Here is a 20795-nt window from a genome sequence, read left to right as displayed (position 1 = left end):
CTAAACCTCAGATCATGAATAAACGGAGATCTAAATAATAAACCCCAAGCTTAAAAGTTTGGGGTTTATTTCATTAATAGTGCGAATCTACTTATAACGAGCATACATTTTATTAACGATGACAATAGTAAAAATAATGGTCGCAATAGGAACGCTCACTGATAAAAAGGGGAATATGATATATATTCCATATCCTGCACCATCTATTAAATTAGCGGAAATAATGATTAGAAATAGCGAGAATAATGCAAGAATCGGCCCCGTTATGAAAGCTGTTCGTGTGCTAATATCTGTCAGCATAATTTTCTTTGAAAACATCATGAAAGCAAGGGCGATATAGGTTGAGAAGAAAAAGGAAACCATACCCATTCCTCCATAACTATAGAGAAAATGCATTATTCTAAATGAATAGAAAAATGTATAAATGATCCATAAAGTAAGGCTAAAAAAACCGGCAATACTTAATAGATTCGCCAATAACCATTTTTTCTGTCCTTGAGGAAGCGGTTCTTCATAATAATCTAGAAAGGATTTAAAGAAGTGCAAGAAAATGGTTAATGGGATGATTAACATGATGATGAAGTTTAGCCTAGATACGATAACTAGATAGTATTCGATAGACTCATATATCTCGTAATTGTAGATTTTCATGGTCATATGCGCGAACCCAACCACGTAAATTTTATAAAGCAGCGTAAAAGCTATTATAAATAGGGTATTTTTGAAGGTAATTCTATTGAGGTTGAAGAAACGTAAAATCGGAATAAGTATTAAAAATAGAATAATGCTTAATAGGACGACTGCCGAAGAGTATGTAATAAGAACTTCTAGAATAAGGGTGAAAACAGAATAATTACTTATATGGAGTTGCAATATAGGGCCTTCTAGCCATACCCATAAAAAATCAAATAGTAAATATGTGAATGCACCTACAAATGGCAAAAAATAGAGAGAAAACTTCGGCGTATTTTTTTGCATATTGATAACCTTTCTTTATTTTATCTGCTTTCCACAAGGCTATGAGTTACTAGTTAAGTTGTGGATTTTGTTGTGAAGTCGTATTATCTCATAATGATTTTATTTGGGAATAATATAAATGTTAAAGCGATCTATATTAGGGATTCTATGTTCTTTTTTAATATTAATGATGATATTTTCAATCTTTATTGTGGATTGGAGATCGCCTAAAGATATTATTAGTAAGAGTTTCATGATTCCCGTAGCAGCAAGTGATATGCGCTGTGCGATGTATCTGAATGATGAATATAGGATCGCTGATACTAGAAATTATGATTCAGCCCCTTTCTTAATGTCTTTTTTACAACCCATTTTAGAAACAGAAATTTTCACGAGCAGTAATCATGAAATTGAGATCGTTGCGTGGCCTTTGGAAGATCGAAGAGGCGTTATAGAAAAGTCATATTGTGAGATGAATTTACAAGGCATGATTAATAATACTGAAGAATACCTATTTCAGGGTTCTGTCGGAGCGAGGATTTCATTTGATAAAAATGGGGAAGTGATGGTTAAAGGTACGAATGATGATGAGGTTGTTGTCGATATTAAAAGAAATAAAGATGGATCTATCCGTTACATCAGTGTGATTCAACCTTTTCCTATTCACTATTAAACAGCGGGATCAATCATGAATCACGATTATCAAAAAGGTATCCTGACGATTCCCGTAATATCACAATGTGTATATTTCGTGTTAATCGGGCTAGCTTGCTTTATGAGCTTAGAAGTCTTGGAGATCTCATTCTCTAATTTAGCTCTATATTCAGTAACAATAGAACGACAGTTTTTAAGTTTTACAGGACTTTTCATACTAGTTTTTTTTATTTTTATCCCTTATGGTAATCGGTATTTTCAGAATAATAATTTGTTAGTTATCGCAATCATTAGCCTCGTAATTCTAAGGTTTTTGTTATATATATTTAATGGATCAGTACCTCATTTTTCAGGGGAATTGGATGTAACAAGTGATTATTTTATTGAATTACATATCTTTTTAAGTCTTACTTTATATTTCGGAATAGTGATGTTCGGATTGGTATTTTTCACATTCACTATGAGTACGAAAAATATGGTTATCAGCAGTATGTTTATGCCGGTACTGACGATTGTAGTATTCATAGGGCTTATTTTATTTTTTAGACAAATTGTCGATATTTTCAATCTAGAATTACGAAGCTGGCCGTTATGGTTTCTATGTTTTATCTTTTCCTTTGCGTTGTTATTAAGTGTACATCTCACCGTTTTGATAAATTACGTCATCAATAGAGCGCCAAAGCTTGCAACGGTAAGTGTTTTGATAGGAATTTTTTTAAGCGGATGGTTAATTTTGTATATTAATGAATCTATCGTATTCTCTCGATTTATTACGATGTTTTATTATAATTTCCCGCATTTTATAAAGTAAATTAAATGAAGAAAGTATCTGCTGAGAATAGATGTCAGTAATAAGGAGTAGGATTATTTATGAAGTTTAAATGCAATTTAGCAACTGTTTTAATATTGTTAAGTGGTTTATTCGGGATGAGCTTTTCTGAAGAGAAGACACAAGATAGTGAAGAAGTCGTTGTGAATTATAGTGGAAGAATTCATTTTAATAATATGGGATGTATCTATCGGCTGAATGGTTTAGATTTTGTATTTTCGCCACTTGTTTTTAACGGAAGCCATAACAATGTCTCTTTTGTAGATGATGTCGGCGCCTTTTTTCAAGAAGGAGAAAACTCGTTAGAGATTGAAGCCATACATTTGCCCATAGAGCCTAAGAATGGCTCCATTTCATTTTGTGAACTATCCGTTACAGCAATTGCGACGAATAGAAAAACAGGACAGAAAGATAGCCGGGGGGTAACGCACTTAAGAGTTACCTTAGATGATGAAGGGAAGTTTACGACAGAGCAGAGTAAAGAGTTTTTAAATAATGAAAATACAGCGACAGATTTGCCAACGTTAACAATCTTAGAAAGGAAAACGATAGATGATGTAGAGTGGCTGAATAATGATGCGGTAGCACAAAGAAACTTAACGATCTATCATCCTCATCGTATTTTTTCATGGACAACGGTGAAGCCATTACAGAACACGCCAGAAAATTTTGAGCGAGTGTGGCAGGCTTATCAAGAAGTCATTCAAGCATTTACGTCCCGAGATGAGGGGAAATTAGCTGATATTTTTATGCCGGCGACGTTAGAAGAAGATCGCTATGTGGGTTATACCGGAGAAGGCTCTATGCGATGGAATATGTGGCTAGAAAGCTTTAGAGAAGACTGGAAAAATAATGGTTTCACTCCTATAACAGTAAATAAACAGGATTATGAACTTGAAATTTCAAATAACGGAAAACTATTTCGTTTAAATAAAAAAGGAGGGATAATGTCCTCTCCAATCCTTTACGAAACAAGTAATGGCGGAAGTTTATATAACTTCTACTTTACGGATGTAGAGGGAACAATTCGTCCCGGCGTACTGTAACTAATCTTACAAAAAAGCACCTGAAATATAAAATTCAGGTGCTTTTTTATTGAGTTTTGCTAGAAATGAAAAAATAGACTATTTCTTCTCAAGCAACGGCTTCAAATACTTTCCGGTATGGCTCTCTTTGCACTCGGCAATTTCTTCCGGCGTTCCTGCGAAGATGATCTCTCCACCTTTTGCGCCGCCTTCAGGGCCAATATCGATGAGCCAGTCGGCGGTTTTGATCACATCGAGATTGTGCTCAATGATGATGACCGTATTGCCTTTATCTCGGAGCGTATGAATCACTTTTAGAAGCTGCGCGATATCGTGGAAATGAAGCCCTGTTGTGGGTTCATCGAGGATATAGACGGTTTTGCCGGTATCACGTTTTGAAAGTTCTCTTGAAAGCTTCACACGTTGGGCTTCTCCGCCGGAGAGGGTTGTCGCATTTTGTCCGAGCGTAATGTAGCTTAAACCTACTTCCATCAGTGTTTCTAAACGGCGATGAACAACGGGAATCGCATCGAAGAATTCACATGCTTCTTCCACCGTCATATTCAGCACATCATTGATCGATTTTCCTTTATAGAGAATATCAAGGGTTTCTCGGTTATAGCGCTTGCCGTGACATTCATCACACATCACATATACATCTGGTAAGAAGTGCATTTCAACCTTGATCAAACCATCTCCCTGACAGTTCTCACAACGTCCGCCTTTTACGTTAAAGCTAAAGCGACCCGGCTGATAACCGCGCGCACGAGCTTCCGGCGTATTGGCGAAAATTTCACGAATCGGCGTGAAAAGTCCGGTGTAGGTTGCCGGATTCGATCTCGGCGTTCTGCCGATAGGGCTTTGATCAATATTGACGATTTTGTCGATCAAATCTAAGCCTTCAATTTTCTTATAAGGTGCGACTTCAATGCTGTTATTTTTATTGAGAATGCGCGCAATGGAGCTATAGAGCGTATCATTCACTAATGTGGATTTCCCTGAACCTGAAACGCCGGTCACGCACGTTAATAAGCCTAATGGGAATGATGCCGTAAGGTTTTTAAGGTTATTGCCGGTAGCGCCGATGAGTTTAATCTGCTGTTTAGGATCATTCTTCACACGGTTTTCCGGCACTTCGATTTTCTTACGACCCGAGAGATAATCCGCCGTGAGCGAATTTTTATTTTTCATCACTTCAGCAGGAGTTCCGGCAGCAACCACATTTCCACCATGAACGCCGGCGCCGGGGCCGATATCGACAATATAATCAGAAGATAAAATCGCATCTTCATCATGTTCCACAACGATGACGGTATTGCCTAAATCTCGCAGATGAAAGAGCGTTTGCAATAAACGATCATTATCTCGCTGATGAAGCCCGATAGAAGGCTCATCAAGCACATAGAGAACGCCCATTAATCCCGCTCCGATTTGTGAAGCTAAGCGGATTCTCTGCGCTTCGCCACCGGAAAGGGTTTCGGCAGAGCGAGAAAGATTGAGGTAATCAAGCCCGACATTCACTAAAAAGCCTAAGCGTTCTTGAATCTCTTTAAAGATTTTATCGGCAATCTCTTGTTTTGCGCCGGTGAGCTCAACATTTTCAGACCAATTCAGCGCATCGCTGATGGGCAGAGCGGTAATTTGATGAATCGCTTTTCCATCAATCAATACATTTTTTGCGGCAACGCCGAGTCTGCTTCCTTCGCAATCTGGGCAAGTTCGCATGGAGAGAAGTTTCGTTAAGCTTTCTCGCACGATTTGCGAATCAGTTTCTCGGTAACGGCGTTCAAGATTATTAATAATTCCTTCAAACGGATGAATGCGGATAGAACGCTGACCACGATTGCTGATGTAATGAAATTCAATCTCTTCTTCGCCAGAGCCGTAAAGGAGGATTTTTTGAATTTTTTTCGGCAGATCTTCAAATGGCGTATCAGGATCAAATCCGTAATGTTTCCCTAAAGATTCGATCATCGAAAAATAGTAGCTCGAATTACGATCCCAGCCTTTGATGGCGCCATTAGAAATGGGCAAAGATGGTTCGGCAACCACTCTTGCAGGATCGAAATATTGATTTACGCCTAAACCATCACAGCTCGGGCAAGCGCCTTCGGGGTTATTAAACGAGAAGAGACGCGGTTCCAATTCGGCAATGGTAAAGCCACATTCAGGGCAAGCGTAGTTGGCAGAAAATTGCAGAAGCGTTTCTTCTGTTTTCATATCCACAATTGCCGCTAAGCCATTGGAAAGATCGAGCGCCGTTTCAAGGGATTCCGATAAACGCACGCGAATATCTTCTCGCACTTTAAAGCGATCGACAACGACATCAATATCATGATGCTGTTTTGCGTTAATCTCCGGAAGATCATCAATCTCATAGGTTTTGCCATCAATCCGAACCCGTAAAAACCCTTTCGCTTTGAGCTCTTCAAAGAGCTTAATATGTTCGCCTTTACGATTACGAATCACCGGCGAAATGAGCATTAATCGAAGCTCATCCGATAACGTCATCGTCATATCCACCATTTGTGGAATCGTCTGCGCATTAAGTGGTAAATGATGCGTCGGGCAGTGCGGCGTTCCGATACGCGCAAAGAGCAAGCGCAGATAATCGTAAATCTCCGTCACAGTTCCAACGGTCGAACGAGGATTATGCGAGGTGGATTTCTGTTCAATAGAAATTGCCGGCGATAATCCTGAAATATGGTCAACATCAGGCTTTCCCATCACAGACAAGAATTGTCTAGCATAAGAGGAGAGCGATTCTACATAACGTCTTTGACCTTCGGCATAGAGCGTATCGAACGCAAGCGATGATTTACCAGAGCCAGAAAGCCCCGTAATCACGACTAATTTATTGCGAGGAAGCGAGAGATTAATATCTTTAAGATTGTGTGTGCGAGCGCCTTGAATTGTAATATCTTCCATAATACCTTCGTACAGGAGCTAAAACTCCTTGTGAGTAAATTCGATGTCGTTGGAGTGAAAATAACTGATAACGAGATAAGATCGTAAAAACGGCACATTCAGTAAGCCGATAGATCTATAAAATAGGGTGAATCAACGTGGATTCCATAGCAGATAATTGGGTTGATTGGGAAAAAATCAAGGAATTATTATACCTTTTTTGCGGTGCAATAGGCATTTAACTTTTTGAATCTCTTATTTTAAAAGATTGCAGATTGCAGATTGCAGATTACAGGTTGTAGATGGAAAGATGGAAAGAAAGGAAAGGTTGTGAGATTGAAGAATCCCAACAACGGGCGCTTGATCGTAATAAGTGTGCACACATTCCCTCCCGCCATGAATCAGCTTTAAATGAGAATGGATATCGTGAAATCGGTTTAAGACAATTCAACTTTAAAATAAGGTTTATTCATCGCTGGGTCGAATGCTTGCATGCTTGGCAATATCCCGTGCCAGCAACGCACATTTAAAATATGACGTGTGAAAATAGACATAAAAAAATCAGCCAAAGACACTCTGGCTGATTTCTAAAAATATCTAACTCAATCGATTAGAAACTATTGGAAATGAATCAAATTTTTCCCAGTCATTTCTTCAGGTTGATCAACACCGATTAAGTGAAGAATTGTCGGTGCTAAATCGCATAGAGCGCCGTCTGGCTCTAAGGTTGCGCGTTTACCGATATAGATTAAAGGCACCGGCGTTGTGGTATGTGCTGTATGCGGTTGGTTGGTTTTTTCGTCCCAAGTCATTTCCGCATTGCCGTGATCCGCTGTTACAAGCATTTCACCGCCGACTTTTTGTACCGCTTCAAATACTTTACCAAGTCCTGTATCTACTGCTTCAATGGCTTTTACGATTGCTTCGAAAACGCCGGTATGACCAACCATATCAGGGTTTGCGTAATTACAGATAATCACATCAAATTTCTCTGATTCAATTGCCGCAACGAGTTTTTCTGTCACTTCTGGAGCACTCATTTCCGGTTGAAGATCATACGTTGCCACTTTTGGAGAGTTCACTAAAATGCGCTCTTCGCCGGCAAATACTTGCTCTTCGCCGCCGTTAAAGAAGAATGTTACGTGCGGATATTTTTCTGTTTCAGCGATACGAAGTTGCGCTAAACCTTCTTTTGCGAGCACTTCGCCAAGACCGTTATTAAGCTCAACCGGTGGATAAGCGATCTCTGTATTTAAGTCTGCTTTATATTGCGTTAAAGAGACAAAGTGAGAAAGTTTTGGAAGATGTTTTGGCGCAAAACCATCGAAATCTGCTTGAACAAATGGATAGCTAATTTCGCGCGCTCTATCTGCTCGGAAGTTCATGAAGATTACGGCATCGCCATCTTCAATTTTTACCGCTTCGCCGATCACAGTTGCTTTCACAAACTCATCATTCTCGCCTCGCTCATACGCATTTGCTAAACCTTCAATGCCGGAATCTGCTTGGAATTCTGCCAAGCCTTGGCTGATAAGATCATACGCTTGTTCCACACGTTCCCAACGATTATCACGATCCATCGCATAGTAACGACCGATCATTGTCGCTAAACGACCTTTACCGAGTTTTGCGAACAGTTCATCTGCTTTCTCAAGAGAAGGTTTCGCCGATTGTGGCGGCATATCACGGCCATCTAAGAATGCATGAAGATAGATTTTCTCTAAACCTTTGCTTGCTGCAAACTCGATAAGCGCAAAAATATGCTTCTCATCAGAGTGAACGCCGCCCGGAGAGAGAAGACCAAACACATGAAGCGCTTTGTCAGTTGCGATAAGATCATCAATCGTGCTGTTTAACACAGGATTGTTGTTGAATTCGCCACTACGAACATCTTTCGTAATGCGCGTGAAGTCTTGATTCACAACACGGCCAGCGCCGATATTCATATGACCTACTTCAGAGTTCCCCATTTGCCCATCTGGAAGACCAACTGCTTCGCCAGATGTTTTAATGAAAGTCACCGCGCCGATTTCACGCATGTGATCCCAATTAGGGGTTTGAGCTGCGGCAATCGCATTATTTTCAAGTTCGTTGCGAAATCCCCATCCATCAAGGATGCATAGAACAACTGGTTTAGGTTTTGACATCTCTATTCCTTAGCAAAATAAATGGCTTAAGATCAGGATCGATCTTTTACAAAATTCATTGCGCTATATTATAGCGAAAAAGAGATTTAAGGGTTGCGAGAATCGGCATTTGATAGTGATTTAATTTTCAGTTCCTTCTGAAATTCTTTTTTAAACTTCTTCTTAAATTTCTTTAGAAGAGGCATCTTTATCTAATCTGATTTTTTACTTTTCAAAGTACATTTTTGAAGAGAATTTTGAAGGAATAATCCTTTGTGATGAAGCTGTAATAATTCGCTGATATAACTAATTCCTTAAAAAGGGCAAGATCATGATGTAAAACATTTGAAATCGGATCAGAATTCAGAGCTGAATGAGGATTGAAATAGGGTTTTTGGAGAATATCATTCTGTTGATAAGACAAGAAAAATAGGCTACATAAATTCACGATTTTAGAGTATCATTGATCTCATTATTGTAAATATTCGTTCACGCTTAAAGGAAATGTAATTATGGGTTCATTTAGCATTTGGCATTGGGGAATTCTTTTGGTAGTTGTTCTTTTAGTTTTTGGAACAGCAAAATTAAAAAATGCCGGTAAAGACCTCGGTTCAGCGGTGAAAGGCTTCAAAGATGCTGTGAAAGATGGCGAAAAAGAAGCAAAAGGTGAGAAAACACCACAAAATTTAGAAAACAAAACAGCCGATACAGTGAAAGACGAAACGGTTGTGGACGAGCAAAAAAACAGTCGTGTTGAGTAACGAGATTTTTATTTTGTTACAGAAGTTGTTCGGTTTATATGATTCAGCGCAATTAACAGCGTTATTGTCAAGGTAGAAAAGGGGCACTATGTTTGGAATTAGTAGCACCGAGTTTCTCATTATCTTGGTGATAGCGCTTGTTGTCATTGGTCCGCAAAAATTGCCGGAGATGATTCGTACTGTCGGAAAATTGGTGGGCAAAGTTCAGCATTTTACTCGCAGTATTAAGAATGATCTCAGCAATGAATTTGAGCTTGATGAAATTAAAAAATCCATCGAAGAGCTGAAGAATAATTCAGAATTACAAAAGCTGAAAAGCGAGCTCAATAGCACAAAATCGGATGTGGAAAAGAACTTCAAAGATTTTGAATCTTCGGCATTAAGCACACAATCTCAAGTGGCTTCTGAAGCGAAAAAGCTTGAAGCATATCTGGATGTGAATGCGCATCATGATGAGAAAGATGCATTAGCAAGAAGTGCTAAAAAAGCAGATTCTAAGAAAGAGATCGATGATGAAGAATCTTTCGATATCGCTTTTGATGAAGCATTCTTGAAATCGGAAGCGGAATATTTTGATGATCCAAACTTTTTCGATGAAGAAGTGATCATGACAGAAGCGCCGAAGAACTATGCTAAAAACGTACAGATCGAGCAAGATTCCTCCGACATTATTCGTAGAATTGTCGAAATGCGTCAAGCGGAAATCATGGCGGAAACGGATCTCAATATTGCGAAGCAATTTGCATTCTTGGAAGCGAAAAATTCTCGTCAGTTGCTGAGCGAAGATGAAATCAAACGGAGAATTACGGTTCGGCAGTTAGAGCTGAATCGCTAAGAGATTGAGCTGTTAGAAAATTTTGAAATAGACTTGTTTGAAGTAAGCGCTCGGAATAGACGCTCGAATGAGTTTTTAAAACGTCTCTTGTGAGACGTTTTTGATTTTATAAGCCTGATATCTTTCGGCTAGATGGTATGGAAATATCGAACTGAAAGTTGTCATGGAAAACGATATTAAAATATCACATTGAAAACATTACATTGAAACACCTTTAAATTGTCGGGAGAATTTTAGTGAACGATCGTTCCATTCAATATCTTTTTGAGCAATCAGAACCAGATTCCATTTACGCTCAGAAACGTCAATGCGGGAAGTTTAGCTTCAATGAAGAAGTGGTCAAAGTCTTTCCTGATATGATTCGCCGCTCCGCTTCGGGATATACAACGATTGTCGAAAATATTGGAAATCTAGCGCCGGTATTTGCGCAGGAAAATAGTAATATTTACGATTTAGGAAGCTCCTTAGGCGCAGTTTCAATGGTGCTTCGAAATGCCGTAAAAACGCCAAATACCTCTATTATCGCCATTGATAATTCGCCGGCAATGGTGGAAAAATCTCGGGAATATCTCAAAGCACAAGAGATGATGATTGAATCTTTGCTACCCATTGAAGTCTTTGAAGCGGATATTACGACATTTCCTTATGAAAATGCGTCACTTTTTGCGATGAATTTTACCTTACAATTTATTCAAAGAGAGAAGCGCTTAGCACTTTTAACGAAAATTGCCGATAGCTTATTGCCTAATGGCGCGCTTTTTATGTCGGAAAAATTGCGATTTTCAGATGAAAGAGAACATGAAGTTTTGAATAATCTGCATATGCAATTTAAGCGCTCGCAAGGTTATTCAGAATTAGAAATCGCCCAAAAGCGTGAATCGCTAGAAGATGTGATGAAGATCGATACCTTTGAAGAACATAAAGCGCGCTTATTAGAAGCGGGATTTAAAGAAGTTTATTTGTGGTTTCAGTGCATTAATTTCTCCTCGATTTTGGCAATTAAGTAATGCTCAATAGAACGCTCAACAGATTAGAATTCAATAGTTAGAACAAGATACAGTTAGGAAGTTATGGAAAAGATGATTCATTTGGATGCGCTGATGGCACATTTCAAAGGGCACAAAATAGGGAAGTTCACGGAAACATTGCCGGAAGCATTAGCGGAAACGCTTCGCAAAAAACACGGCGATAGCCCACGTTGGGAACATGCATTATTAGATTTGCCGGCATTAGAGAATCTCCAAGTGGATTTAGATAACGGCGTGATCTTAACAGGCGATACAGATGAAGCTGTGCTGAAAGATGCATTAAAGCGCTTAATGCCGTGGCGCAAAGGTCCTTTCCAATTTAGTGAAACATTTGTGGATACGGAATGGCGCTCAGATTTCAAATGGGATCGCGTGAGTAAACATTTGGATTTAGCCGGCAAAAACATCTTAGATGTGGGTTGTGGCAATAGTTATTACGGTTATCGCATGCTTGGAAAAGGTGCAAATAGCGTGATTGGCGTGGATCCTAATTGGCTCTTTTTATATCAATATCTTTCCGTTCGTAAATATCTGCCGGAAGCGCCGATTTGGCAATTACCAATGACGTTAGAAGAGATGCCGGAAGAGCTTGAATGCTTTGATATGACATTCTCCATGGGCGTATTTTATCATCGCCGTTCGCCTATTGATCATCTCTATCAGCTAAAAGGCACGTTAAAACCGGGCGGTGAATTAGTGTTAGAAACCATCGTGATTGATGGCGATAAAGATACGGTATTAATGCCGGATGATCGCTATGCGCAGATGCGAAATGTATGGTATTTACCCTCGGTTGATGCTCTGAAACTCTGGCTTGAAAGAGTAGGCTTTACGGATGTTCGCTGTGTTGATCTTTCGAAAACATCCCTAGATGAACAGCGCACTACAGAATGGATGGATTATCTCTCATTGCCGGATTTCTTAGATCCAAACGATGAAAACCTCACGATTGAAGGGCATCCTGCACCAAAGCGTGCTGTGATGTTAGCTCGAAAACCGAAGTAGTTTGAGTATTTAGTTGTCGCTAAAGATCTAACGATTTAAACATAAAAAGAAGTATCAAAAGAAGTATGAAAAAACCGCTGATATGCAAATCTAGCGGTTTTTTTGAAACAGTTTTTAGAATAAATTAACTCTGATTTAAAATTCTGAAAAGGATTAACATTGCTGGCATGAGATTATCAGAAGAATGCAAGCATTCGAACCAGCGATGAATCAGCCTTTATTGATACGATTAGTTTTCTTCAAGGCTTCTATTGGTAAGACTTCATCAATAGAACTTCATCAATAGAATTTTCGTAGAATAACCAAAAATTAACCCGGCAACATTTGGTCTGTAATTTGCGCCAAAATGCTGAGGAAATCACGCATTAAGTACGTGATGGTAAAGTAAATCACAGCGGTTGCAATCCAAGTGATAATCGCGCCTTTCACTGTTGAAATCGCTTTGAAAAGTCCCATCGCAACGGTGGTAAATGCAGCAGCATTGATGAAAAGGAAGAGATAAAATGTGATTTGGAAGAATTTCGGTCCTCGAACATCAAAGAGATTATAAACTTCATAGCGAAACCAAATCGTGCCGAAATAGGCAATGGCGATAAAGATTGCCGCAATGATAAATGCGAGAATGGCAAAAGCACGAAGTTGGATACGTTCTTTATAGAGTGCGCCGGCAGTAAAAAGCATGAAAAGGGCGATCACAGGAACCGGAATGGTTGACGTGGTTCTTGCAAAGAGAAAGTTGAAAATAAATAACCCAATCCAAGAAAAAATAAAAAGAGATGTTTTGCTCGGTGTTTTTGCACTGTCTGTCATATTTATTAAACGCTTTTGTAAGAATTTTTAGGATATTAAAAATCAATAATAGTGAAAATATCTGCGCTTAGTATACCGTAAATCTGCCGGCGATAAGTGATCTATCTTTTCAGCTTTGTAGATAAATTTTAGATAAATTTGGATATGAAGCTTCTACGCCGAGAAATCATCGTTTGTATTAGCTGTTGGATCGTTTTGAGAAGCTAAAGATTTCCCTAAGATTAGTTCTATTCAAATAGAGGAATTGGTTTAAAGAATTCGGCTCGTAACATTGGCTGATGCAAGGCTGGATCGAATGTTTGCATGCTTTTCAATATCTCGCACCAGCAAGGTTCATTTTTTTGAGTTTTAAAGTGAAATGGTAGGTTTAACGATTGATCTGTTTTCACAATTTAACTGAAGATTTAGTGCCTTGATGGTTGATTTATTCGGCGAGTGGGCGGAATAAAGAGTATCAGCGCAATGCCGGAAATAAGATGCTTAATCACATGACCGCCAAGAAATCCTTGGCTGAGTGAGAAAATTGCTGGATCGAGCATTTCACACACTTTCGCAATGCCGTAGCCGATAAACAGAATCCAATACGGAAAATCCATCTGAAAACTTTGTGCTCTGAATAGAAGGCAAAAGCCGATTAACCCAATTGTGGCAAATTGCGTAATGGCATAAAGGCGTAAATCTCCCATCTCGATCATTTCGCTAAAGTGCCAATAGACAATGCTAAACACGCTAAAACCAAGGAGTAACAGTAACGGCGTATGATCATTACAAACGGGGAAGCGCTCCGCAAGGAAGTTTGCGCTTAGAAATGCAAAACCTAAACCCATCGGCAATCGATCCCAAAAGAGCGAATAAGTGGAAGGATTAAAATGATAATAAGAAGAGCCGATTCCTACCAAAATAAGCGAGATAAAGAAGAATCTCCAGCGATATTGCGGTAGATAAAAAGTTCTCTTTTGACAGCGATATAATCCTAAAATGCCGGCAATAATATAGACAATATTGGAAGCGACATTCATAAAATTCGAAACCCCAAAGATCGTTTGATCGCCGGAGAAATAGTGATAATCCTCAGGTTGTGGGAAGCTCGGAAAAATCCAATAAAATGCAATAAAGAAGAGAATTACCGCCGGATAAAATAGCCAATTGTAAGAAGCATTTTGTGTGTTAGAAATCATCTTCATTAGAATTTCCCTCTTAAAAACTGTGAAGCTGATTGCGGCGGAATATAGGGCATTGCTTGCGCTAATGTTGGTTGCATTTCTGGTGTTTCTAAAGTATCTGCTTTCTGATATTCGCTCCAACCAAATGCTAAAAACAGACTTCCTAAAGTGACAATAATCAGTAATAAATAGGACAATTTCTTTTTCATAGTGAATTCCTCTCGTTAAAAAGTAATCAATCGTTAACCTTGAGATCTATCTTATGGATTTAAGATATTGAAGTCAATTAAAAAGTTAACGTTTGATTACTTTTATTATCGAAAGGTTGCTGAAGATTCTTGGAAAGATGCATTATTACTTGGTTGATAAGCGGTTGAAATAAACTTGTAAATGAATCACAAAGGATTCAGAAAGGAATTTGGTTTTTTGAGAGAATTTTGAGATAACGTTGAGAAAAATAATGAGATTCAAGATAAGAAAAAGCCAATATCCGTTGAAAGATATTGGCTTTTGTAGACTGAAATCGGTTTAAGAACGTTTAATTGTAAAACTAAGGCTGATACATGGCTGGGGCGAATGCTTGCATTCTTTTTAAAATCCCATGCCAGCAGTATCAATTCTTTTGAGAATTTTAAACCGAAATAGCTATACATCAAAAATCAGAAATTACGCTTCCTCGTAAGGATTGGCAATGCCGAGTTTTTCTAAAATTTGAATCTCTAATGCTTCCATCTCTTCCGCTTCTTCGTCCTCGATATGATCGAAGCCTAAAAGATGCAGAGTGCCGTGAATCGTCATATGTGCAAGATGATTTTCGATGGTTTTTTGCTGTTCATTTGCTTCCGCTTCAATCACCGGCATTGCGATAATGATATCGCCTAAAGTTGGCTCTTCATCGATCAAAAAGTCCGGCACTTCAAAAGGAAAAGAGAGAACGTTTGTCGGTTTATCTTTATCTCTAAAATCTCGGTTAAGGGTTTGGACTTCTTCATTAGTTGTGAAGCGAAGCGTCATTTCCGCAGCTTTCATAAAGCCGGCAGTTTCGAGCGCTGTGTTTACCCAAAGCTGAAGTTTTTCATCATTAGGAACGTTTGTTTCAACTTCTCGCTGGCAATCAAGCACGAGTAATTCGGGGTTTCTCATAGTTTTGGATCACTTAAAATATGGATGAAAATTATTAAGCAGTTTCTGCTTTTTTCTCTGCTGCTAATCGCTCTTTCTCTTTCGCTTTTTCACGGCGTTCTTTAGCGATTCGCTCGATATTATCAGCTTTATCATACGCATCAATGATTTTTGCCACCATCGGATGGCGCACAACATCAATGGAAGAGAAATGGCTAATAGAAATACCATCCACATTTTCTAAAACTTCTAACGCATGTTTTAAGCCCGATTTTACATGGCGCGGTAAATCCACTTGAGAAGCATCGCCGGTAATCACCGCTGTCGAGCCAAAGCCGATTCGCGTTAAGAACATTTTCATCTGTTCAATCGTGGTATTTTGCGATTCATCGAGAATAATATACGCATCATTGAGCGTTCTTCCACGCATAAATGCGAGCGGTGCAATCTCGATTGTGTGACGTTCAATGAGTTTGCTTACGGTTTCAAAACCGAGCATTTCATAGAGCGCATCATAAAGCGGACGCAAATATGGGTCGATCTTTTCTGTTAAATCTCCCGGTAAAAATCCGAGTTTTTCGCCGGCTTCAACCGCAGGTCTAACAAGAATAATACGGCGCACTTCATCTTTTTCGAGCGCTTCAACGGCAGAAGCTACGGCAAGATAGGTTTTTCCCGTTCCGGCAGGTCCGATACCAAAGTTGATATCGTGTTTTCCCATATTGTAGAGATACTCTTTCTGCGCCGGCGTTCTGCCACGAATAAGACCTGCTTTTGTTTTGATTACACGATCGTGTTTATCATTTTTAAGATTTTTAAATTCCGGCCCAAATTCTTGAATCACAAGATGGACATCATTGGGCTCTAACAACTTATTTTTTGTTTGATGATAGAGCTCTTCTAGGATTTTTTTAGCATCTTCAATATCTTCTTGGTTGCCGCTAATTTGGAAATTCGCACCACGATTACCAATATCGACCATCACTCGCTGTTCAATTAAACGCAAATGTTCATCAAGATTGCCGCAAAGATTTGAAAGACGTTCGTTATCGTCGTCAAAAGCAAGTGTAATTATGCTCATTCGTTTTTTAACTATCCTTATACATTAATGATTTAAAATATTGGATAACGCTACATTATGAAGAAGTTCGCCTCAAGAAGTAGTGTTATAATAACGACAATTTTGGGGCTGATTCCGATAATACAAGCCTTTGGCATAAATTAAAGTATGAGGTTGCATGTGAAACTTGAACATAATCTATTGATTCAGGGGCTGATTGAGTTGAAATGGATGTCGAAAGAAGCCGTTCCGTTACTATCGACAAAAATGTATGAAACAGAGCTTTCGACCGTTGGTAAATTAAGAGCGCACGGATTAACGAGCGAAGCGATTTTTGAAGCGGCGATTTTTGCCAATAAAACGGCTGAAAATCCGCTGCCGATTGTAGATTTATCGCTATTAAAACCCATTACCAATTTTGATTTCTCCACCTTTGCAACGTTAGAAGAGATGCTTGCGCAATATGTTGTGCCGGTAGCACTTCTCGGCAATCGCTTAATTGTGGCAACGGCAGATCCTTCGAATATGCGATTTTTCGATGTTTTGTCGCTTCGAGTACCATTTGCAATTGAATATTGGATTGCAGAAAGTGATGCGATTAAAGCGACATTGTTGCAATTAGATGTGAATGCACCTCGCGAAATGCCGGCATTTAATGCGCAAAGTGCCAATGCCGTAGAAGCGAGTGAATCTTTAGAAGAAAGAATCGTAGAAGAAAGAGTGTCAGAAGAGCAACTGATTGAAGCGCGTGAAACAGAAGAGATCGCAGCTGAAGAAGCAATGCCGGAAACCTTTTCAGAAACATCCGCAGAAAAACTCACAGAAACTACTGACGAAATGATCGAAGAAGTTGAAGCGGAAGATGCCAATGATCGTTTTTCCGCACTACAAGATTCGGCATTAGATGTTGCCGAGTTTGAATCGAAATCGGAAGATGATGAGGAAGACGCAACATTCACGGAACATTTTGAAGATGAGCATCTCAGCCGTGAATTCTCAGAAGATATCAATGAATATATTGCTCATCAAGAATATGATTCTGAAGAGTTTGGTACAAGAGAAAATGAAGCAGAAAAAATTGAAGCAGAAGAATTTGAAGCCGAAGTTCTAGATGAAAATTTCGAAGAAACGTTAGAAATGCCTTATGAAACAACCTCAGAAACAGCTTCGGAACATCGCGTTGAAGCCATTCAGGAAACTAAAATTGATTCTTTGATCATGCCGGAAAATAGCTATATGGATTCGGCAAAAATGCTTGGAGAAGTTTTAGAAGAAGTGGCAGTAAAAGCTAATGAAGAAGCGAATGATCCTCAAAAAGAAATCCGACAAGAACTCGGAAAAGAGATTCCAATCGAAGGCGATATTATCGAATATATCAACTATGTGCTTCTCGATGGTATTACGCAAAAAGCGTCGGATATTCACTTTGAACCTTATGAATTATCGTATCGGATTCGTTTTCGAATTGATGGCGTGTTACATAAAATGTATGTGGTGCCGGAAGAGTATCGCCAAAGCATTGCCGCTCGCCTTAAAATCATGGCAGAGCTCGATATTGCCGAGAAGAGATTGCCGCAAGATGGACATATTACCATCTGCCTAGAAGAGGAAGAGGTCGATGCGAGAATGTCGATTATTCCAACGCTTTGGGGTGAAAAAGTCGTGATTCGTCTGCTCGATAATTCGGAGATGAATTTCTCGCTCAATCGTTTAGCGCTCAATGCACCGCAGAAAGAGATGATTCAAGCGGCGATTGAAAGACCGCAAGGTTTGGTATTAGTTACAGGGCCGACAGGTTCTGGGAAAACAGTCACACTTTATGCTTGTCTGAATCATCTCAATCAGCCTTCTAAAAATATCGCAACAGTGGAAGATCCCATTGAGATTAACTTAGAAGGGATTAATCAGCTTCAAGTTCATCCTAAAATCGGCTTAGATTTTGCCGAAGCGCTTCGAGCATTTTTACGGCAAGATCCGGATGTGTTAATGGTGGGCGAGATTCGAGATTATGAAACTGCCGATATTACGATGAAAGCAGCGCAAACAGGGCATTTAGTGTTATCAACGCTCCATACCAACTCCGCGATTGAAACATTGGTGCGCCTTAAAAATATGGGCGTTGAAAATTACAATATCGCTTCCACAGTGAAACTCATCATAGCACAGCGTTTAGTGCGTGAGCTTTGTCACTGTAAAGAGGAAGATATTGTCGATTCTGGATATTTAGAAACCTTAGGATTTACGCCACAACAAGCGGCAAGCCGTTTTTATAGAGCGAGCGGTTGTTCTGAATGTCATAATGGCTATCGCGGACGTTTTGCGATTTTTGAGATTATGCCGATTTCCAAAAGAATGGAGCAGATGATGCTTGAATCAGCATCAAGCAATGATCTTCGAAAGCAAGCAGAACGAGAAGGCGTGAAGAATTTACGTCAAGCCGGCATTGATAAAGTTATGGAAGGCCGAACCTCTTTAGAAGAAGTTTTACGTGTCACAATTGAATAGTTAGAGAGATTAATGGAAGAAAATTTACGCGTAAAAGAGCGTTATCGATTAGATCAGTTTTTACAGTTAGCGCTCGGTATTTCCCGTAAGGAAGCGGGAAAGGCGATCCGAAATCGCTGGGTGAATGTGAATGATGAATTAGTCACGCAGCGAGATTTCAAAGTCACGGAAGATGATGTCGTGGTCGTGGATGATGAAATCGTGACGTATCGTGCTCAAAAACGGTACTTTCTCCTTCATAAGCCGGCAGGATATGTTTCAAGCCATCGTCATGATGGGCATATTTCGCTATTTCGCTTAATTGAAGAAGATGAAGATGCCGAAACCCTGCATATTGCCGGCAGATTAGATGCCGATACCACAGGAATGGTGCTTATTACTGATGATGGTGCTTGGTCGCACAGAATTATGCGCTCTAGTAAAAACAGCGATGAAGATGTGGCGAAAGTGTACGAGATTATTCTCGCAAGACCCATCACAGATGAGATGATTGAAGCGCTTGAAACTGGCGTTGAACTCAGGGGCGATGAGCTTCCCACAAGACCGGCAATTGTCGAGCGTTTAGCAGAAAAAGAGATTCGCCTCACGATTCGAGAAGGGCGATATCATCAAGTGAAAAGAATGCTCGCTGCCGTTGGCAATCATGTGGAAAGCCTGCACCGAGCGGCAATTGGGCACTTAACATTAGATGGATTACATGAGGGCGAATATCGCTCTTTAACAGACGAAGAAATAGAAGGATTTTAAAATGGCTGAAGCAAGTAATGCACTTTTTCGAGATCAAGCGCTCATTCAACAAGGTACAGGATTGCTCATTGCGGATGAGAGTTTTGATCTTTCTGGCGTAAGCGCAAAAGAGAATATTCGTTATATTACTAATCGTAAAGATATTGATGATCAGCTTCAAGCTATCGGTTTTGACGGCAATCTCAGTGATTTTGTGTTGGAAGATGCGCCGGATAATTTCTTTGATTTTATTCTGTTTCGTTTGAATAAATCGAAAATCCTCACGAATTATCTCTTAGTACAAGCGAATCGAATCTTAAAAGATGGCGGTAGTTTAGTGCTGACCGGCAACAATAAAGAGGGCGTGAAAAGCGTGATTAAACATGCCGAGAAAATGGGGCAAGTTGCAGAGCTTGAGCTATTAGGAAAAGGGCTTCGTTATGCGCGTATCGAAAAAATCGCCGGCAATGAGTTAGAGCTTAACGGCGAAGAATATCGTGAATTTATTATGATCGAAGATCCGGCGCAATATTTAGAATTTGTCAGTAAGCCGGGAATTTATGGTTATAAAAAGATTGATGAAGGTAGCCAATTCTTAGCGGAAACTTTGAATAAAGATAAGTTTTCTCTCGAAGGAAAAGTGCTCGATTTAGGTTGCGGTTACGGCTATTTAGCGGCAAGTATCGGCAAGAATCCTAAAATAGAAACCCTCGTTGCAACGGATTGTAATGTCGCTTCTGTGATGCTTTGTAGCCATAATCTTGAAGAACTCGGCATTGAAGCACTAGTGACATTAGATGATTGCGGTTCAGAATTAGAAGACCGCTCATTTGATCGAATCGTGTGTAATCCGCCATTCCATCAAGGATTCAGCACATCACAAGATTTAACCGTAAAATTCGTAAAGAATATCCGCCGTCTTTTAAGACGAAAAGGAATCGCTTATCTTGTGGTTAATCGCTTTATCGCTATTGAAAAAGTCTGCTATGACGAATATGTGAAATGCACTGAAATGGCCGGCAATCCACAATTTAAGATTCTTAAATTAGAACGTTTGAAGTAATAAGCGTAAATCTCATAAGATCGAATAAAAGAGAAAGCTCTCAATGAATCAACATTGAGAGCTTTTTATATTCAAAGATTTTATTGGATTTAAAACCTAAAAGAACTCATCTTGTGCCGGCGCGGGATATTTAGAAGCATGCAAGCATGTAATCCGGCGATGAATAATCTTCTATTTTACAATTGAACTCACTTAAACAGATCTCGTTATAAGATGAAT

The 20795-nt window shown here is 39.4% G+C and carries 17 protein-coding genes; 9 read left to right on the top strand and 8 right to left on the bottom strand.

Annotation, left to right across the window (positions count from 1 at the left end):
- Window positions 1–87: 87 nt before the first annotated feature.
- Complete coding sequence (locus ACYSN2_RS08645; protein WP_461749854.1) at window positions 88–978, bottom strand: hypothetical protein; 891 nt, start codon at window positions 976–978, stop codon at window positions 88–90.
- A gap of 232 nt (window positions 979–1210) precedes the next feature.
- Between ACYSN2_RS08645 and ACYSN2_RS08640 the strand changes: the two genes are divergently transcribed.
- Window positions 1211–1630, top strand: coding sequence for a hypothetical protein (locus ACYSN2_RS08640; protein WP_461749853.1), 420 nt, complete (start codon window positions 1211–1213; stop codon window positions 1628–1630).
- A gap of 851 nt (window positions 1631–2481) precedes the next feature.
- Entirely contained in the window at window positions 2482–3486 is a 1005-nt protein-coding gene (locus tag ACYSN2_RS08635; RefSeq protein ID WP_461749852.1) for a hypothetical protein, read from the top strand.
- A 78-nt stretch (window positions 3487–3564) separates the two neighbouring features.
- Here ACYSN2_RS08635 and uvrA read toward each other — a convergent pair whose 3' ends face one another.
- A complete protein-coding gene (uvrA, locus tag ACYSN2_RS08630) occupies window positions 3565–6393 on the bottom strand; it encodes an excinuclease ABC subunit UvrA (protein WP_461749851.1) in 2829 nt (942 codons plus the stop codon).
- Window positions 6394–6989: 596 nt separating this feature from the next.
- Window positions 6990–8519 (bottom strand): 2,3-bisphosphoglycerate-independent phosphoglycerate mutase, encoded by a 1530-nt coding sequence (gene gpmI / locus ACYSN2_RS08625; RefSeq protein WP_461749850.1) that lies wholly within the window; start codon window positions 8517–8519, stop codon window positions 6990–6992.
- A 491-nt stretch (window positions 8520–9010) separates the two neighbouring features.
- Here gpmI and tatA point away from each other — a divergent pair, with 491 nt between their 5' ends.
- The 4 genes from tatA (at window position 9011) to cmoB (ending at window position 12127) form a co-directional block, all read left to right on the top strand.
- Window positions 9011–9259, top strand: a complete 249-nt coding sequence (gene tatA, locus ACYSN2_RS08620; RefSeq protein WP_461749849.1) for a Sec-independent protein translocase subunit TatA — start codon at window positions 9011–9013, stop codon at window positions 9257–9259.
- A gap of 88 nt (window positions 9260–9347) precedes the next feature.
- Window positions 9348–10094 (top strand): Sec-independent protein translocase protein TatB, encoded by a 747-nt coding sequence (tatB, locus tag ACYSN2_RS08615; RefSeq protein WP_461749848.1) that lies wholly within the window; start codon window positions 9348–9350, stop codon window positions 10092–10094.
- A 236-nt stretch (window positions 10095–10330) separates the two neighbouring features.
- Window positions 10331–11101 (top strand): carboxy-S-adenosyl-L-methionine synthase CmoA, encoded by a 771-nt coding sequence (gene cmoA / locus ACYSN2_RS08610; protein ID WP_461749847.1) that lies wholly within the window; start codon window positions 10331–10333, stop codon window positions 11099–11101.
- Between the two features lie 72 nt (window positions 11102–11173).
- Complete coding sequence (gene cmoB / locus ACYSN2_RS08605) at window positions 11174–12127, top strand: tRNA 5-methoxyuridine(34)/uridine 5-oxyacetic acid(34) synthase CmoB (protein WP_461749918.1); 954 nt, start codon at window positions 11174–11176, stop codon at window positions 12125–12127.
- A 309-nt stretch (window positions 12128–12436) separates the two neighbouring features.
- On the opposite strand, the gene ACYSN2_RS08600 is transcribed toward cmoB, so the two are convergent.
- The 5 genes from ACYSN2_RS08600 to ACYSN2_RS08580 all read right to left on the bottom strand — a co-directional run bounded on the left by ACYSN2_RS08600 (window position 12437) and on the right by ACYSN2_RS08580 (window position 16303).
- Window positions 12437–12937: a hypothetical protein gene (locus ACYSN2_RS08600; RefSeq protein WP_461749846.1), complete on the bottom strand. Its 501-nt coding sequence runs from the start codon at window positions 12935–12937 to the stop codon at window positions 12437–12439.
- 404 nt (window positions 12938–13341) lie between these two features.
- Complete coding sequence (locus ACYSN2_RS08595; protein ID WP_461749845.1) at window positions 13342–14121, bottom strand: ceramidase domain-containing protein; 780 nt, start codon at window positions 14119–14121, stop codon at window positions 13342–13344.
- On the bottom strand, window positions 14121–14309 hold the full coding sequence (locus tag ACYSN2_RS08590) for a hypothetical protein (RefSeq protein ID WP_461749844.1): 189 nt from the start codon (window positions 14307–14309) through the stop codon (window positions 14121–14123). The genes ACYSN2_RS08595 and ACYSN2_RS08590 overlap by 1 nt, the downstream gene beginning before the upstream one ends.
- A 457-nt stretch (window positions 14310–14766) precedes the next feature.
- The gene (gene ybeY, locus ACYSN2_RS08585) at window positions 14767–15243 is read right to left on the bottom strand and encodes an rRNA maturation RNase YbeY (protein WP_461749843.1); all 477 of its coding nucleotides are present in this window, start codon (window positions 15241–15243) and stop codon (window positions 14767–14769) included.
- A gap of 34 nt (window positions 15244–15277) precedes the next feature.
- Complete coding sequence (locus tag ACYSN2_RS08580; protein ID WP_461749842.1) at window positions 15278–16303, bottom strand: PhoH family protein; 1026 nt, start codon at window positions 16301–16303, stop codon at window positions 15278–15280.
- 159 nt (window positions 16304–16462) lie between these two features.
- Between ACYSN2_RS08580 and ACYSN2_RS08575 the strand changes: the two genes are divergently transcribed.
- From ACYSN2_RS08575 to ACYSN2_RS08565, 3 genes are read left to right on the top strand one after another with little or no spacing between them, the layout of a single operon-like run.
- Window positions 16463–18787 carry an ATPase, T2SS/T4P/T4SS family gene (locus tag ACYSN2_RS08575; RefSeq protein WP_461749841.1) on the top strand — a complete coding sequence of 775 codons (2325 nt, stop codon included), beginning with the start codon at window positions 16463–16465 and terminating at the stop codon, window positions 18785–18787.
- 12 nt (window positions 18788–18799) lie between these two features.
- Window positions 18800–19534, top strand: coding sequence for a pseudouridine synthase (locus tag ACYSN2_RS08570; protein ID WP_461749840.1), 735 nt, complete (start codon window positions 18800–18802; stop codon window positions 19532–19534).
- Between the two features lies 1 nt (window position 19535).
- Window positions 19536–20576, top strand: a complete 1041-nt coding sequence (locus ACYSN2_RS08565; protein ID WP_461749839.1) for a methyltransferase — start codon at window positions 19536–19538, stop codon at window positions 20574–20576.
- Window positions 20577–20795 lie beyond the last annotated feature (219 nt).

It is taken from the genome of Ignatzschineria sp. LJL83 (assembly GCF_054871845.1).
The sequence above is the reverse complement of the archived record's forward strand: the minus strand, read 5'-3'. Positions and strand labels throughout refer to the sequence as shown.